Raw genomic sequence first — 15,155 nt, 5'->3', positions numbered from 1 at the left:
CAACTGAGAGACAAGCATTAGGGAAGGACCATAAAATGCGCGTTTATTATGATCGTGATGCCGATCTCAATCTCATCAAGTCCAAGAATGTCGTCATCGTCGGTTACGGCTCCCAGGGCCGCGCCCATGCGCTGAACCTCAAGGATTCCGGCGCCAAGAACGTCGTCATCGCTCTGAAGGCCGGTTCGCCGACCGTCAAGAAGGCCGAAGCCGACGGCTTCAAGGTCATGACCGTTGCCGAAGCCGCCAAGTGGGGCGACCTCCTGATGATGGCAACGCCGGACGAACTCCAGGCTGACATCTACAAGGCCGACATCGCCGGCAACATCCGTGACGGCGCAGCCATCGCTTTCGCACACGGCCTTAACGTTCACTTCGGCCTCATCGAGCCGAAGGCATCGCTCGACGTCGTCATGATCGCACCGAAGGGCCCCGGCCACACGGTTCGCGGCGAATACCAGAAGGGCGGCGGCGTTCCCTGCCTCGTTGCCGTTCACCAGAACGCTTCCGGCAATGCGCTTGAACTCGCTCTCTCCTACGCCTGCGGCGTTGGCGGCGGCCGTTCGGGCATCATCGAAACCAACTTCAAGGAAGAGTGCGAAACCGACCTCTTCGGCGAACAGGTCGTTCTGTGTGGCGGTCTCGTCGAGCTCATCCGCGCCGGTTTCGAAACGCTGGTCGAAGCCGGTTACGCACCTGAGATGGCCTATTTCGAGTGCCTGCACGAAGTGAAGCTGATCGTTGACCTGATCTATGAAGGCGGCATCGCCAACATGAACTACTCGATCTCCAACACGGCCGAGTGGGGCGAATACGTCACCGGTCCGCGCATCATCACCGCCGACACCAAGGCTGAAATGAAGCGCGTTCTGCACGACATCCAGACTGGCAAGTTCACCTCCGAGTGGATGCAGGAATGGAAGGCCGGCGGCGCCCGCTTCAAGGGTATCCGTCGCAACAACGACGCCCACCAGATCGAAGAAGTCGGCGCAAAGCTGCGCGGCATGATGCCCTGGATCGGCAAGAACAAGCTGGTCGACAAGGCTGTCAACTAAGCTTCATTGCTGGTGGAAGATTGGAAGGCCGGGGCGAAAGCTCCGGCCTTTTCTGTATTGTCCGGCTGAGAGGGCTCCCGGTCACACGATCGCGTCGTCTTCCTCGATAACCACCGAAACCGGGAAGTGATCGGAAAATCCGCCGAGATTGACGTTTTTGACCGCATCGCCTTTCGAAAGACCGAAGCGGATCGGTCCCTCGTTCTTGCTATGGCTGACCATGGCGGCAATCGCTTCGATTTTCGCGGTTTCCTCGTGCACCTTGAAGCCGCTGCTGCCGCTCAGAAGTGATCGGGAGACGAGGATCTGATCGAAGATATTGGCATCTCCGTTAAAATAGAGCGTGCCGTAGATCGTTCTTGCCGTGCCGACGGAATCCACCACCGGCTGGCGCAGATAATTCCAGGTGAGATTGTAGAACATGGCCGATTGCGAGCTTTCGACATCGTCGCGCTCGCGGGTGGAATTGGCGTGATAGCGCAGCGATGCATCGGAAGGGTCGTCGTTGAAATCGCCGAAAGCGATGACGGCGATGTCGTTGCCTTTCTCTTCCCTGATCCGCTGGTGCCAGTAACCCAGCGTTTCACCGGCGGTCATGCGAAAACCGGCGCTTTCCACCGCGCCACCCGAGCGCGACGGCCAGTGATTGGAGAGCGCGATAAGCTGGCGGCCGCCCCTGGTGATGAAGGTGCATTGGGTAATGTCGCGCGTGCCGGTGCGGCGCATCACGAAATGGCTGAAAATCTCGTTTTCGTTGATCAGCAGCTTTTTGCTGTCGTAGATGAAGGCGGTGTCGATGCCGCGCTGGTCCTTGCTGGAATCGGCGTGCACGACGCGATAGGCGCGCGTGGGCATGAGGTCGTTCAGATGTTCCGCCAGCGTCTCCAGCACGAAACGGTTCTCGACTTCGCACACACCGAGCAGATCCGGTCCCGCACCGCCGATCTGACTTATGATCAGACCGAGCTGCCTGACCTTGGTCCTGAACAGGTCCTCTGTCCAGCCTTTCAGATCGTTCTTCAGCCGCTCGGCAATCCACGGCTCGCGCGCCGGATAGCCCTCCGGCGCAAACAGGTTTTCGACATTCCAGAACGCCAGGACATATTGGGTCATGATCCGCACACCTCCGGTTGGTTTTTCAAGCCTAGTGGAAGTTTTTGCCACAACAACTTGAAATTGTCATGAAGGCCGGCGGCTGGCGAATTTTCCGGTTCCCGGCCTTATTCGGCCGGCGGAATGACACCCTTCGTCAGCAGGAAGCAGCCATAGAACCGGGTTTCGCCTGTTGTGATGACGCAATAGGCCTGTTTGGCTTTTTCGTAGAAGGCGAAGCGTTCGATGCCGTACATGGGGGCGGATTTTCCTTCCGCCGCGTCGATTTCCTTCTGCACCTCGGCCTGCACCGGCTCCAGCTTATCGGGCGCGCCCATCACTTCCATGCGGCCGACCGAGGGCTGCAGCGGCGTGTCGAGCGGCAGGACGGACAGGATGGCTTTCATGGCGCGGGCTGCAGAGACATTGTCGATATGCAGCACCTTGCCGACAGTCGTCTGGCGGGCAACCGAATCGGAAGGGAAGTTGGTGTCGGAGATCACCAGCGTATCGCCGTGACCCATGGCGCGCAGCGCGTGCAGAACGTCGGCGTTCAGCGCCGGGTCGATATTTTTCAGCATGTCGTCAAACTCCCATGATGCTTTCGCCGCGTTGCGGCGCGCGCGCAATCCAGCCGGAAAACCATGTCGCGTCAATCGCAAAGGTGTGATTGTGAAGCTTTGCGCAAGGGTGTATTTGGCTTTGTCCGCAAAATCGGGCCTCAAGAGGGGCCGGTTGCGGACAATGTGCAGGGAGGCAGAAATAATTCGAAAAACTGATAAGTCAGTATTGCTGACGTATCGACATTTCTGTAAAGATGCACGCATAAAAACGACACAAGAGGAAACGTACCCATGCTTGATTGGGAACAAATTTTCGCCACGCGCTCTTCGCGCATGAAAGCGTCTGAAATTCGCGAGCTGCTGAAGCTGCTCGAGCAGCCCGATATCATCTCCTTTGCCGGCGGCATTCCGGATCCGGCTCTTTTCCCCGCAGAGGAATTCCAGCAGGCTTACGCGGAAATTTTTTCCGGCGCGCAGGTCAATGCAGCGCTGCAATACTCTGTGAGTGAAGGCTACAAGCCGCTGCGCGAGTGGCTGGCGGGCGAGATGGCCGAGATCGGCATCGAATGCACTGCCGATAACGTCTTCATCGTTTCCGGTTCGCAGCAGGGTCTCGATTATCTCGGCAAGCTGTTCCTGTCGCCGAAGGATACGGCGCTGGTGACCTGGCCGACCTATCTCGGCGCCCTTTCCGCCTTCAACGCCTATGAGCCGAATTACGACCAGCTGAACCCCGGCGGCAACCGCACGCCCGAGGCATACCGCGAAACCGCGGCCAAGCTCGGCGGCGCGGTGAAGTTCGCTTATCTTTCGGCCGATTTCTCCAATCCGACCGGGGAAACCGTCGATCTGGCCGGCCGCGAAAAGGTTCTGGCGCTGGCCGACGAGCTTGACATCGCCGTCATCGAAGACGCCGCTTACCAGTCGCTGCGTTACGATGGTGAAGCGGTTCCGCCGATCATGGCGCTGGATATCGCCCGCTCGGGCGGCATCGAGAATACCCGCACCATCTATTGCGGCAGTTTCTCCAAGACGCTTGCACCCGGCCTTCGCGTCGGCTACATCGTCGCGTCTGCGCCTGTTATCCGCAAGCTGGTGCTGATGAAGCAGGCCGCCGACCTGCATTCCTCGACAATCAACCAGATCGCCATCGAACGGGTCGCCTCGCGCGGCTTCGACAAACAGGTTGCCAAGATCAAGGCTGCTTACAGCGCCCGCCGTGATGCGATGCTGGCCGCGCTTGACAGGTACATGCCGAAGGGCACGCGCTGGACCAAGCCCGAGGGTGGCATGTTCATCTGGGTTACCTTGCCGGAAGGCATGGATGGCGCCGCACTTCTGGCGAAGTCCATCGCCACGGAAAAGGTCGCCTTCGTTCCTGGCCGCGCTTTCTTTGCGGATGGTTCCGGCACGAATACGCTGCGTATCAGCTTCTCCTGCGCCAACGAGGCGATGATCGAGGAAGGCATGAAGCGGCTTGGGCGGTTGATCGCGACCGCGCAGGCAACTACGGGCGAGGTGGTTCCGGCGATTTGAGTGACTTTCCGGCAGTTACAGAGGTTGCGGCTTCCCCCCCCTCTGCCCTGCCGGGCATCTCCCCCTCAAGGGGGGAGATCGGCAAGACGCTCTCGTGCCACTTCATTCTAAAGCGTTGAGATAGGCGAAACCTTGCCGCAAATCGATCTCCCCCCTTGAGGGGGAGATGCCCGGCAGGACAGAGGGGGGGTAAGCCGCAAGCGCCAAGGAGCATTGTTACTCTCAATCCCGACGAACCCTAGGGATTACACCTCTAAAATCCTGCCTGTCACATACATGTTATGCAATCATGTTTTAGCGGTCCCACCGAACAACAGGGACTGGATCCATGAAAACGCTGCTCTCCGCTTTCACCGCCATCGTATCGCTCGGCTTCATCGCCACAGCCGCCAATGCCGCCGATCTGGTGCTTTATACCAGCCAGCCGAACGAGGACGCGCAGGCGACCGTTGATGGTTTCAAGGCCGCCAATCCGGGTCTCGAAGTTGAATGGGTGCGTGACGGGACGCCGAAGATCATGGCCAAGCTGATGGCCGAGATCAATGCCGGCAATCCGGTTGCCGACGTACTGCTGATCGCCGACACGGTAACGCTGGAGCGCATGAAGCAGGCCGGCCAGCTTCTGGCTCACAAGTCCCCGGAAGCCAAGAATATCGATGCCTCGCTCTATGATGCGGATGGCTTCTATTATTCCACCAAGCTCATCACGACAGGCATCATGTATAATACCGCTGCCGCGATGAAGCCGACCAGCTGGAAGGATCTGGCGAAGGCGGAAGCCAAGGGTCTCGTGACGATGCCGAGCCCGCTGACCTCGGGTGCCGCGCTGATCCATGCGCAGACGATCGCCGCCGTTAAGGACCTCGGCTGGGATTATTACAAGCAGCTGAAGGCCAATGAAGCCATTGCCGGCGGCGGCAACGGCGCGGTCCTGAAGTCCGTCGCATCGGGCGAGAAGGCCTATGGCGTGGTTGTCGATTACATGCCGATCCGCGAAAAGGCCAAGGGCGCGCCGGTCGAGTTCGTCTTCCCGGAAGAGGGCGTTTCTGCTGTCACCGAGCCGGTCGCGATCATCAAGGGCACCAAGCACGAGGAAGCGGCGAAGAAGTTCGTTGACTACGTGCTTTCCGAAAAGGGCCAGCAGGGCTTCGTCAAGCTCGGTTACATTCCCGCGCGCGCCGACGCCGGCATGCCGGAAGGTTTCCCGGCCCGCGACAAGCTCAAGGTTCTGCCGCTCAACGCCGCCGATGCGTTGAAGAACTCCGAACAGGACCTGAAGACCTTCTCCGATATCTTCGGCTCCAAGGGCTGATAAAGCGGAATGACCCGTTCCAATGCCTATGGAAGCAGCCAGCCGCGCTGGCTGTTTCCTTTTGTGGTCAGCGTTGTTTTTGCGCTCAGCGCCCTGCCGCTCGGGCGGCTCGCCTATACCGGCGTCATTTCGTCACTCAATGGTGACATATGGCGACTTCTGGCCGATCCGGCCCTGTGGGATGCGGCGCTGAACACGCTTTCCACCTCGTTTTTCGGCATGCTGATTTCGCTTGGCATCGGCGGCGCCTTTGCGCTTTCGCTGACGCTCTGCGACATACGCGGCAAGTCGATCTTGAGCTTTCTGTTCATGCTGCCGATGATGATTCCGCCGCAGGTGACGGCGCTGTCGTGGATCGGCATGACCGGCCCGTCAAGCACGCTTTTGAAGGCCATCGGCCTTGCGCCGGCGATGGGATCGCCGCAGCCGCTTTATTCCACTGCCGGCATCGCGCTGTTGCTCGGCGTGCAGCATGCGCCGCTCGTCTATCTGTCGCTGCGCGCGGGTCTGCTGGCCTTGCCACAGGATGGTATCGAGGCCGCCAAGCTCTCGGGTGCTTCACCGCGCCGTGTGTTGTTCGATATCATCCTGCCGCTTTCGACACCGGGATTGATCGCCGGGGCGGCAATTTCATTCGTGTCCAATGTCGGCAATTTCGGCATTCCGGCGATCCTCGGCATTCCCGCCTCGATCTTTACCCTGCCGACGCTGATCTATAGCCGTTTCGCCAGTTTCGGCACCAGCACCTTCGGCGATATCGCCATTCTCTCCACCATGATCGCCATCATCTCCGTGGCCGGGCTTGCGCTTCAGGAACGGGCGATGAAGGGCAGGGACTATCGCATCATCGGCCTTTCCGGCAAGGCGGCGACTTTTGGGCTGGCGCGGTGGCGGGTGCCGGCGGAGCTTGCCCTGTGGCTCGTGTTGTTCTTCATGCTGGTCGCGCCGCTTGCGGCACTGGTGGCAAGTTCGCTCGCGCCCGCCTATGGCGTGCCGCTCAGCCTCAAGACCGCGACACTGCATGCCTATGAGGAACTGCTTTACCGGCAGAGCGTGACCCGCACGGCCTTCCGTAATTCGCTGTTTCTGGCGACGGCCACATCACTTTGCCTGCTGGCGGTGACGGTGCTGACGGCTTACTTCCTCGTGCGTGGCAAGAGCCGCTTCATGTTCCTGCTCTCGGCGCTGGTGGATATTCCCTATGCGCTTCCGGGCGTGGTTATTTCCGTTTCCTTCGTGCTGCTTTTCGCGGCCCCGATCCCGCTCCTCGGCGTGACGCTCTACGGCACGATCTGGATCATCCTGCTCGCCTATTTCTCCTCCTTCTTTGCGGTCAGCCTGAAACCGATGGTCAGCGCCTTCCTGCAATTCGATCCATCGCTGGAAGAGGCGGCGCGGCTGTCCGGCGCGGGTTTCTGGCGGCGGCTCAAGGATATAATCCTGCCGCTGGTCGGGCCGGCGGCAGGCGCTTCCGTCATTCTCGTTTTTCTGATCGCCTGCAATGAACTGACGGTCTCGGCGCTGCTGTGGTCGGCTGGCACACAGACGCTCGGCGTCCTCATCTACAACCTCGATGACAGCGGCAGCTTCGATCTCGCCTCGGCGCTTTCGGTGCTCGTTGTCATCATGGTGATTTTTCTCATGCTGCTGCTCGAAATTCTGGGGCGCTATCTGCCGAAAGGAGTCGTCCCGTGGCGAAACTGATTCTCAACCGCCTGTCGAAAAGTTTTGGTGCGGGATCGAAGCCAGCCGTTGACGATGTGTCGCTGACGGTGCGTGATGGCGGTTTCCTGGCGCTGCTCGGACCTTCCGGTTGCGGCAAGACGACGGTGCTGCGCATGATCGCCGGGTTCGAACAGCCGACTGATGGTTCCATCCTGCTCGGCGAGCGGGTGCTGGCCGATGCCGGCAGCATGGTGCCGCCGGAGCGGCGCAACATGGCGATGGTGTTCCAGTCCTATGCGCTGTGGCCGCATATGTCGGTCGCCGACAATGCCGGTTATCCCTTGAAGGTGCGCGGTATTTCGGGAGAGAAATATCGCGAGAAGGTGCGACAGGCGCTGGCCGCCGTTCGCCTCGAAAGCTTTGCTGATCGCCGTCCCGCCGAATTGTCCGGCGGGCAGCGGCAGCGTGTGGCGCTCGCCCGCTGCCTCGTCACCGAGCCCGATGTGGTGCTGCTTGACGAACCGCTCGCCAATCTCGACCGCCATCTGCGGCAGGAGATGGAGGAGACCTTCCGCGAGTTTCACGCACGCTCCGGCGCGACGATGATCTATGTTACCCATGACCAGGCCGAAGCCATGGCGCTCGCAACTGATGTCGCGGTCATGTCGCATGGCAAGCTGCTGCAGGTCGCGCCGCCGGCGGAGCTTTATGCGCGGCCGGAGGGCAGGCTTGTCGGTTCTCTGGTGGGGCAGGGGGCGATCCTGACGATACCCTTGCGGGAAGGCGCTTCGCGGGATCTCGACTGGCCGGCGCTTCGTGCGACGATGGAGAGCGGAGCAGCGTCGCAGATGGATATTCTGGTGCGGCCGCAGGATGTGGTGCGGGATGCTGAGGGGATTACCTGCACCGTCACCTCGGTTCTTTACGAGGGCGAGCGTTATGCCCTGCGTCTCGATCTGCCGGACGGGCAGGCGATCAGGGCCTATTCACGGGAAGCGGTTGCGATCGGTGATCGGTTGCCGGTCGCCATTCGTGCAGCGTGGCGGCTTTAGCCTGAAAATGACGTCTCCTCATCCCTGTGCTTGTTACAGGGATCCAGCCAGCCCAAGTCTTTGGGCTGAAAGGAATCTCCCCGCCGCGCGGACGCACGTCGGCCGGATTCCTCTGACAAGCACAGGAATGAGGATGGAAGATGTACTGGCGTATGGAGTCCTGACGGCACCTCTGTGGGCCAATCTGGTCAAACGCGATGTGTTTTAGGCTACTGGCGATGCGGTGCGACACCGGCTAAGCTTTCCCCGCAGCAATAGGATTGATTCATGTCGCTTCGACTTGCCACCTTCAATATCGAAAATCTCCTCACCCGTTTCGATTTCACCGGCTTTCGCAACCAGACGCGGCGCGACAGGGCGATCCAGCTTTTCGATATCAGGGATGAGGCAACCTATCAGGCGCTGGAAAGCGCGCGGATGGTCTCGTCTACCGACGATACGCGGCAGCTTTCGGCGCTCGCCATCGCGGATGCGGATGCCGACATTCTCTGCCTGCAGGAAGTCGACAACATGGCTGCGCTGCAGGCCTTCGAATATGGCTATCTCTACCGCATGGTCGGTAATGGCTACCTGCAGAAATATCTGGTCGAGGGTAATGACAGCCGCGGCATCGATGTCGCCGTCGTCATGCGCGAGGAAACGCGAGACGGCGACAAGATCGAGGTGGTCGACATGAAGAGCCATGCGGCGCTGACCTATCGCAATCTCGATCTTTTCAATCCTGCGCTGGCCGCGACCAACCAGATCGACGACAAGATTTTCAAACGGGATTGTCTGGAAATCGATTTGAGGATCGGCGGCAAACCGCTGACGCTCTACGTCACGCATTTCAAATCCATGACCAATTCCCGCGATCCGGTCGATGCGCGGCTTGCCACCATGCCGATCCGCGAGGCGGAGGCCATGGCCGTTCGCCGCATCATTGAAAACCGCTGGGGTGTCGGCAATAGCCGCAACAAGAACTTCGCGATCTGCGGTGATATGAACGACTATCAGGAGCGTATTGCGATTTCCGGCGACCGGCGCAGCGGCTACAGCTTTGCGCCGATCGAGGAGGAGCGCAGCGCGCTTGATGTTTTTACGGCCGATGATTTCGTGGTCAATCCGATGATGCGCCGTGACGTCATGGACCGCTGGACGCTTTATCATTCCCGCGGTCCTCAGGAGCAGCATCTGTGCCAGCTCGACTATATCTGGCTTTCGCCGCGTCTGGCGGAGACGAACGCCACGCATGTGCCCGAAATCATTCGCAATGGACAGCCTTTCCGGACGGTATTCCCGCCGGGGCAGGAGGTCGAACGTTATCCGCGCACCGGTTGGGATCGTCCGAAGGCTTCCGATCATTGCCCCGTGGTCATGACGCTGGATCTGATCTAGGCGAGGCGAAACCTGCCGCCGGCAATGTCGCTCAGCCGTTCGCGACCTTGGGAAAATAGGTTGCCCAGACCCGGTTGCGGCCCGCGCGCTTGGCCTCGTAAAGCCGGTCGTCGGCAATGGCGATCAACTCGTCCCAGCTGTTGATCGCACGTGCTTCCTGCCAGACCACGCCGAAACTTGCCGTCAGGGACAGGCCGCTCTGCTCATCGATGATCTGGGCCTCGATCAGGCGGCGAAGGCGGTCGGCGGTGGCCGTCGCCGTGGCGTGGCTGACATCCTGCAGCACAACGACGAATTCCTCACCGCCATATCGGGCAAGAATGTCGTCCTTGCGCAATGCGCCCTTCAAAAGGCTCGCCGTTTTCTGCAGCGCGAGGTCGCCCATGGCGTGGCCGTATCGGTCGTTGATCGACTTGAAGTGGTCGATATCGACAATCATCACGCCCAGCGCCGGACATTGCTCGTTGCCGCTGAGGATGGTGCGAACGGCCTTTTCCAGTGCGCGGCGATTGAAGACGCCCGTCAGGGCGTCGGTTTCGGAGAGCTTGCGCAGCTGCTCGGCCAGCGCTCGCTGCTGGTCCTCCATTTCTCCTTTCTGGCGAAGCTGTTCGCGCAGGAAATCAAGTTCCTGGAACATCTTCTTCACTTCCGGAGCGACGCCATCCTTATAGTGTGCCTCGGAAAGATCGCCTGCCGCTATCGCGGCGATCTGCGTCCGGACGGACTGCATGGGCTGGAACAGCGCTGTCTTGTAGACCGATGTGAGGCGAAGCAGGACCAGAACCGCAATGAAGGCGATTAACAGAGACGCTGCGCCATAGATGAGCGCTTCCTGCTTCTTCTTTTCGATTCTCGCCCGGGTTTCGGCAAGAATGAGGTCACGCAGCTTGTCCGACGACCGCATGCCCTGAATGTAGCTTTCGGAAAACTCACGCACGCTTGGGCGCGCAGACGGCACGACGATGGCAATCGTATTCTGCGCATAGCGAAGCGCCTGACCGAAATAATAGGCCTCAAACTCACGAAATGCGGTGTCCAGACGCGGGGTCGAGAGATAGGCGGCGGTATAGTTCCACAATGATGACTTCACCAGCATCAGGCTTTGCATCTCGGTGTCGAACTTTGCGCGATAGCTTAACCTGTCCTGCCGGTTTGCCTGCATGCTCATGATGACATAGGAACCGAGGCGGCCGATCCTGTCGCGCATCACGCCGGCCGTGCCGGTCATGGCGATGTCGATCGCCACATCAGGCGTCTTTGTTATGATGGCGCGTGCCGCCCTGCCGCGAAGCAGGTTGACACTGTCCGCCGCCTTGAACATCGACTGAATGGCGTTGGCCATGGCGCTGTAGCTGCGTGCTTCAGGCGAAAGGGCAGCAACGTCGTCCACCGCCTCTCGCGAATCCGCCAGCTTCTGGCGGGTTTCGGCAAGCGATTTCGCCAAGCCGGGTTGCGCTTTGATTTCCTCGGCGAAGGAGGTCTCGACCTGGGATAACTTGTCGTCCGTCGCCTTGCGCGCCGCGGCGAGGGCTTCGACCAGGCTTGCGTCCACGGCAGACGACGCCATCAGATTGTTGGCAGGACCGCGCTCTGCCGAAACCAGCCAGGCGGACTGGAGCGCGGTTTCAAAGCGGCCAAGCTGCTGCGCATTCGTCCGGTAACGCAGATAGTTGGAGACGCTGGGCAGCGCGGCAAGGGTAGCCAGCAGGATGGAGCTTACGGCAATGATGATCGTGCCTGTCAGCTGGATTTTCTGTATGCTCGCGCGCATCTGATGCGTTATTCTCGCTGGAATGGTTATGGTTCATGGCCATTCTATCTCCGCCGCGTAAATACTTCGCTTATTTTATGGGCCTTCTGCTTTAATAGTGATCATGCGGACAAGCGGGCCGTCGCGGTGTGGAAAAGCAACCGACTGACGGCCTGCCGACAGTTTTTGCTTTACACCAAGTCAGAATCTGATAGTTGGCAAGGCACTGGCTTGCCCTTGTAGCTCAGTTGGTAGAGCACCTGATTTGTAATCAGGGGGTCACGAGTTCGAACCTTGTCGGGGGCACCAGTTTTCTCATTGTTTATCAATGTTTTATCTTGTCGTTCAAAATCATCCATTTGGCTGCGCGGCGCATTTTACATTCCGTCGCCAGCGCGTTTCCCTGCGCCATGATGACGTGAAGCCGCTCGGCGTCCAGTTCTATCCGAATGAATTCACCAAGACGCCACAAGCAAGAAAGACAAGAATTTCGAGCGGGGCGCGGGCACGGTTTTCGCCAGGGAAAGCAAGTTTTTCGATTGGCGGGCGCGGCGGATACGACAGCCGCAGATGAAGCGGACCGGCGGGGCTGCGTCAAAAAGACCGCGCATATGAAGTTGTTGCAGCAGCAGTTTTGAGGTAGCGCTCCTCACGACAGATAGTGTCAAGTAACAGCCTGGAAATATGCAAATGATGGATTGGGATTGGGTAGACTGGTTCCCTATAGTCGTCTTTCCGCTCAAGATTCTCGTGTTAGGCACGGGCATGTTCTTCGCCATTAAGTGGCACCACGATCAAGCGAAGAACGAAAAGAAAAACGGCGGATCGTAAGCGCCCGCCGAATATGTCCTTGGCGCCTCGGATTGTCGGCCGATCCAGTGATGCGGCAACAATTCGCCCAACAGGGCGACGGGATTGCCGCTTAGTCTGGGGCGCGAGACAGGCCCCTTTATTGCCCGGTCTTTCAGGATGATTGTAAAGCCTGCGGGTTTAAGCATATTGTTCAGCGATAAGTTGAGCAACAGCGGGCGCTTCCAATGGATGCATACGGTCATTTGCGGATATTGGTAAGCCTCATCCTCGGCCTTGCAATCACCAGAGTGTTGTCTGGTCTTTCCAGAAGGTTGCAGGAGCCGCAAAAAACCGATCGCATGCACGCGCAGATCGTCTGGTCGATTGTCCTGCTTCTTGGAGCGGTCCACTTCTGGTGGTGGGAGTTTGCCCTGCGGCTCATCCATAACTGGAATTTCTGGATCTACATCTTCGTTCTGGTTTACACGTCGCTCTTCTTTTTGATGTCGACGCTGCTCTATCCCGATCATATTCAGGAGTTGTCCGAGCGGGAAAGTTTTTTCGTGCGCAGGCGACATGCGTTTTTTGCCTTGTTTGCCGCCTCGTTCGTCTTCGATCTGATGGACACCTACATCAAGGGGAAGGAACACTTTGAACAGCTCGGGCCATGGTATCTGGCAAGGATAGTCGGCGGCCTGCTGATTGCTGTTGTGGCAATGAGAACCGATAGCAGCCGCAAAATCATGTGGCTCGGTGTTGTCTGGCTCTTCGTTAACGCGCTCTGGATAACGGCGATCTACAGCGATCTGTTTTAGTTCTTCCAGCGGCAAAGCAACCAGAATCGCAATTATGGCCCGTCGCTGAGAGTAGAACGCGAGCGGGCAGAAGCGCACAAAGCGGGGTGGCGGTTTTAAAGATCCCTATGGCTTTACGTGATAAAGCTTGTGCACGATCGACCAGTTGCCGTCGCGTTCCAGCAGGGACAAATATTCATAAAAATCCATGCCGTCGAAACGGGTCGTCAGCTTCACCGAGGCGCTGTCGCCCTCCTTGTCGATACCCATGATTTCGAAAGCGGGATCATGATCGGGGAGGCCACGTTCGCTTTTGCGCATGTGGTCAACAAAGTCCTCCAGGGATAACCATTCGATTTCGCCTTCGAAGGTTCCGACGATGCTGGCGCGCGGGTCGAAAACGTCACGCATCAGGCTTTCATCCGCATAGGCCATGGCATGGATGTAGTCCGTGACGGTCTGGGTAATGGTTTGCGGCATCGGATCGTCCTCCCTCAAGATCCAAAAGCCAAGCTTACACCCGTTGGCGAGGTTCCACCATAACCTCCTGAAAACGCGCCGGTAACGCTTTTCTTCAGGATGGTTTTGGGCCAGCTGCGGCAAATGCGGTGCTGCAGGGGCGGCATATTTTGCCGCCGCTTTCCACAATTTTGTCCTGCCCGTCATTATAGTCGCCTTGGGTCCGACAAATTTCGGCCTCAAGGGCTTTCCGCCGGTCGTCCTGCCGCCTGCGGCAAGGCTTTTGTGTGGGCTTTGCCGGTTTAACCGCCGGGGCGGGGTGCCGTGCCGGGCGGATTTGGCCTATGATCCACCCGCAGGCCTTACGAGGGTGGCATCAGGTGTGCGGGTAACAGTTTGCGTTTGAAGGTGTTTTTGTGATTGATCCCTATGTTTTGCTTGGCGTGGAGCGCGATGCCGACGAGGCGGCGATCAAATCGGCTTACCGCAAGGTGGCCAAGGCCGCCCATCCCGACAGCGGTGGCGATGCCGAGCAGTTCGCGCGCCTGCAAACCGCCTATGAGCTTCTGAAGGATCCGGTGCGCCGCAAGGTGTTCGACGATACCGGCTATGATCCGCAGCTTGCCGACGCCAAGGACCTGAAGGGCCTGCTGATGCTGGAAACGCTGGTCAATGAGTTCATTCTGGACGAACGCGAGCCCGGCAGTTTCGACCCCGTGGCCGCCATGCGCCGCAAGCTGACCGATGATATTCTGAAAAGCCGTTTCCATATTCTCGAACTGGAACGGCACCGCACCCGGGTTCGCAAACATATGGACCGTCTTGGCCGCAAGCCGGAAACCGATGTGCTGAGTTCCATGCTGCGCGCCCGCAGCCAGTCCATCGCTGAAGCGATCCGCAACGCCGAAGCTCAGATCGAGGCGATCGAACAGGCCTATACGATGCTCGAGGGCTATTCCTACGAGCTGGAAAGCGTGATGCTGGCCGAGCCCTTGCTGAAAGGCGAGGCGGCGGAGTAAGCGCCCGTCACGGACCGTTGACGAGGGCGAGAATGAGCTGGTGCACCCGTCCGCCCGGGGAAAGCTCGTCGCGGTCGAAATCGCGGCCGCGCTGGCGCTGTTCGTTGGAAAGCTCGCCCAGCCGCTGCTGCAGCACGACGCGCACCTTCTGGCATTTGGGATCGTTTTCCGCCCTCAGGCCGGTGCTGAAGGCTTCGATCTTTTTCACCATGTCGAGGATGTGTTCGCCATGGACGCGCTCATGGGTTTCCACGCCGGAAATGAAGGTCTTCCAGCTGGCGGCGACGGCGGGCGGCAGATTGGCTGGCGCTTTTGGCCAGGTATAGATGATGGTGAGATTGGGCCTTGCTGTGGCGAGAATACAGGCGCCATCCGGCTGCGGGCGGTAATCCCGCCGCCATGTCAGCTTGAAGGTGGTGTGGGCAATGGCCTGCACGCCGGCAGTGGGGCCGCGCTCGCCGATCGACTGGTAAAGCGCACCACCCGAATTACCGCTGATGGCATAGGTCTTTATCTGCTCGGCGGGTTTCCAGCCGGCGGACTGCGCTGACAACGGAAGGGCGCTCAACAACAGGGCGGCGCTGACGGAAAGGGAAAAAAGACTATGGGCGGGCACGCATCGATCCTTGGTGGTTTGCGCGCCGAAGATAGGCGAGGGGCATGCGGTCAGGCAAGGGGATGTGGGCGAG

Annotated in this window: 14 protein-coding genes and 1 tRNA gene; 9 read left to right on the top strand and 6 right to left on the bottom strand. The window is 59.2% G+C overall.

Annotated elements, in window-relative coordinates:
* The first annotated feature begins 35 nt into the window (after nucleotides 1-35).
* Complete coding sequence (gene ilvC / locus DA915_RS10100; RefSeq protein ID WP_046798127.1) at nucleotides 36-1,055, top strand: ketol-acid reductoisomerase; 1,020 nt, start codon at nucleotides 36-38, stop codon at nucleotides 1,053-1,055.
* Between the two features lie 81 nt (nucleotides 1,056-1,136).
* On the opposite strand, the gene DA915_RS10095 is transcribed toward ilvC, so the two are convergent.
* Both DA915_RS10095 and DA915_RS10090 read right to left on the bottom strand, forming a co-directional pair.
* On the bottom strand, nucleotides 1,137-2,168 hold the full coding sequence (locus tag DA915_RS10095) for an endonuclease/exonuclease/phosphatase family protein (RefSeq protein ID WP_107675746.1): 1,032 nt from the start codon (nucleotides 2,166-2,168) through the stop codon (nucleotides 1,137-1,139).
* A 107-nt stretch (nucleotides 2,169-2,275) separates the two neighbouring features.
* Nucleotides 2,276-2,728, bottom strand: a complete 453-nt coding sequence (locus tag DA915_RS10090; protein WP_107675745.1) for an RbsD/FucU family protein — start codon at nucleotides 2,726-2,728, stop codon at nucleotides 2,276-2,278.
* A gap of 273 nt (nucleotides 2,729-3,001) precedes the next feature.
* Between DA915_RS10090 and DA915_RS10085 the strand changes: the two genes are divergently transcribed.
* From DA915_RS10085 to DA915_RS10060, 5 genes are all read left to right on the top strand, one after another.
* Nucleotides 3,002-4,246 (top strand): PLP-dependent aminotransferase family protein, encoded by a 1,245-nt coding sequence (locus DA915_RS10085; protein ID WP_107675744.1) that lies wholly within the window; start codon nucleotides 3,002-3,004, stop codon nucleotides 4,244-4,246.
* Nucleotides 4,247-4,574: 328 nt separating this feature from the next.
* The gene (locus tag DA915_RS10075; protein WP_060723369.1) at nucleotides 4,575-5,558 is read left to right on the top strand and encodes an ABC transporter substrate-binding protein; all 984 of its coding nucleotides are present in this window, start codon (nucleotides 4,575-4,577) and stop codon (nucleotides 5,556-5,558) included.
* A gap of 9 nt (nucleotides 5,559-5,567) precedes the next feature.
* Entirely contained in the window at nucleotides 5,568-7,262 is a 1,695-nt protein-coding gene (locus DA915_RS10070; protein ID WP_107675743.1) for an iron ABC transporter permease, read from the top strand.
* Complete coding sequence (locus DA915_RS10065) at nucleotides 7,250-8,275, top strand: ABC transporter ATP-binding protein (RefSeq protein WP_107675742.1); 1,026 nt, start codon at nucleotides 7,250-7,252, stop codon at nucleotides 8,273-8,275. Before DA915_RS10070 ends, DA915_RS10065 begins: the two co-directional genes overlap by 13 nt.
* 267 nt (nucleotides 8,276-8,542) lie before the next feature.
* Complete coding sequence (locus DA915_RS10060; protein WP_107675741.1) at nucleotides 8,543-9,652, top strand: endonuclease/exonuclease/phosphatase family protein; 1,110 nt, start codon at nucleotides 8,543-8,545, stop codon at nucleotides 9,650-9,652.
* Between the two features lie 31 nt (nucleotides 9,653-9,683).
* Here the strand turns inward: DA915_RS10060 and DA915_RS10055 are convergent, their stop codons facing one another.
* A complete protein-coding gene (locus DA915_RS10055) occupies nucleotides 9,684-11,423 on the bottom strand; it encodes a GGDEF domain-containing protein (RefSeq protein ID WP_003507597.1) in 1,740 nt (579 codons plus the stop codon).
* A 212-nt stretch (nucleotides 11,424-11,635) separates the two neighbouring features.
* Here DA915_RS10055 and DA915_RS10050 point away from each other — a divergent pair.
* Both DA915_RS10050 and DA915_RS28870 read left to right on the top strand, forming a co-directional pair.
* Nucleotides 11,636-11,711, top strand: a tRNA-Thr gene (locus DA915_RS10050).
* A gap of 19 nt (nucleotides 11,712-11,730) precedes the next feature.
* Complete coding sequence (locus tag DA915_RS28870) at nucleotides 11,731-11,976, top strand: hypothetical protein (protein ID WP_192886457.1); 246 nt, start codon at nucleotides 11,731-11,733, stop codon at nucleotides 11,974-11,976.
* A gap of 220 nt (nucleotides 11,977-12,196) precedes the next feature.
* Here DA915_RS28870 and DA915_RS28865 read toward each other — a convergent pair whose 3' ends face one another.
* Together DA915_RS28865 and DA915_RS10035 are read right to left on the bottom strand one after the other, a co-directional pair.
* Nucleotides 12,197-13,024: a hypothetical protein gene (locus DA915_RS28865; RefSeq protein ID WP_192886456.1), complete on the bottom strand. Its 828-nt coding sequence runs from the start codon at nucleotides 13,022-13,024 to the stop codon at nucleotides 12,197-12,199.
* A gap of 90 nt (nucleotides 13,025-13,114) precedes the next feature.
* The gene (locus tag DA915_RS10035) at nucleotides 13,115-13,468 is read right to left on the bottom strand and encodes a nuclear transport factor 2 family protein (protein WP_003507612.1); all 354 of its coding nucleotides are present in this window, start codon (nucleotides 13,466-13,468) and stop codon (nucleotides 13,115-13,117) included.
* Nucleotides 13,469-13,863: 395 nt separating this feature from the next.
* On the opposite strand from DA915_RS10035, the gene DA915_RS10030 reads away from it, so the two are divergent.
* Nucleotides 13,864-14,466 (top strand): J domain-containing protein, encoded by a 603-nt coding sequence (locus tag DA915_RS10030; RefSeq protein ID WP_003507613.1) that lies wholly within the window; start codon nucleotides 13,864-13,866, stop codon nucleotides 14,464-14,466.
* 7 nt (nucleotides 14,467-14,473) lie between these two features.
* On the opposite strand, the gene DA915_RS10025 is transcribed toward DA915_RS10030, so the two are convergent.
* Nucleotides 14,474-15,082, bottom strand: coding sequence for a DUF922 domain-containing Zn-dependent protease (locus tag DA915_RS10025; protein ID WP_060726377.1), 609 nt, complete (start codon nucleotides 15,080-15,082; stop codon nucleotides 14,474-14,476).
* Nucleotides 15,083-15,155: the final 73 nt, after the last annotated feature.

The organism is Agrobacterium sp. LAD9 (genome assembly GCF_003031125.1).
In the GTDB taxonomy this organism is placed as follows: domain Bacteria; phylum Pseudomonadota; class Alphaproteobacteria; order Rhizobiales; family Rhizobiaceae; genus Agrobacterium; species Agrobacterium radiobacter.
The sequence above is the reverse complement of the archived record's forward strand: the minus strand, read 5'-3'. Positions and strand labels throughout refer to the sequence as shown.

Bases quoted from the DNA above. Each gene is read 5' to 3' on its own strand.
- DA915_RS10090 (WP_107675745.1), bottom strand. From the start codon at position 2,728: ATGCTGAAAAATATCGACCCGGCGCTGAACGCCGACGTTCTGCACGCG.
- DA915_RS10035 (WP_003507612.1), bottom strand. From the start codon at position 13,468: ATGCCGCAAACCATTACCCAGACCGTCACGGACTACATCCATGCCATG.
- DA915_RS10055 (WP_003507597.1), bottom strand. From the start codon at position 11,423: ATGCGCGCGAGCATACAGAAAATCCAGCTGACAGGCACGATCATCATT.
- DA915_RS28870 (WP_192886457.1), top strand. From the start codon at position 11,731: ATGTTTTATCTTGTCGTTCAAAATCATCCATTTGGCTGCGCGGCGCAT.
- DA915_RS10075 (WP_060723369.1), top strand. From the start codon at position 4,575: ATGAAAACGCTGCTCTCCGCTTTCACCGCCATCGTATCGCTCGGCTTC.
- DA915_RS10095 (WP_107675746.1), bottom strand. From the start codon at position 2,168: ATGACCCAATATGTCCTGGCGTTCTGGAATGTCGAAAACCTGTTTGCG.
- DA915_RS10060 (WP_107675741.1), top strand. From the start codon at position 8,543: ATGTCGCTTCGACTTGCCACCTTCAATATCGAAAATCTCCTCACCCGT.
- DA915_RS10085 (WP_107675744.1), top strand. From the start codon at position 3,002: ATGCTTGATTGGGAACAAATTTTCGCCACGCGCTCTTCGCGCATGAAA.
- ilvC (WP_046798127.1), top strand. From the start codon at position 36: ATGCGCGTTTATTATGATCGTGATGCCGATCTCAATCTCATCAAGTCC.
- DA915_RS10070 (WP_107675743.1), top strand. From the start codon at position 5,568: ATGACCCGTTCCAATGCCTATGGAAGCAGCCAGCCGCGCTGGCTGTTT.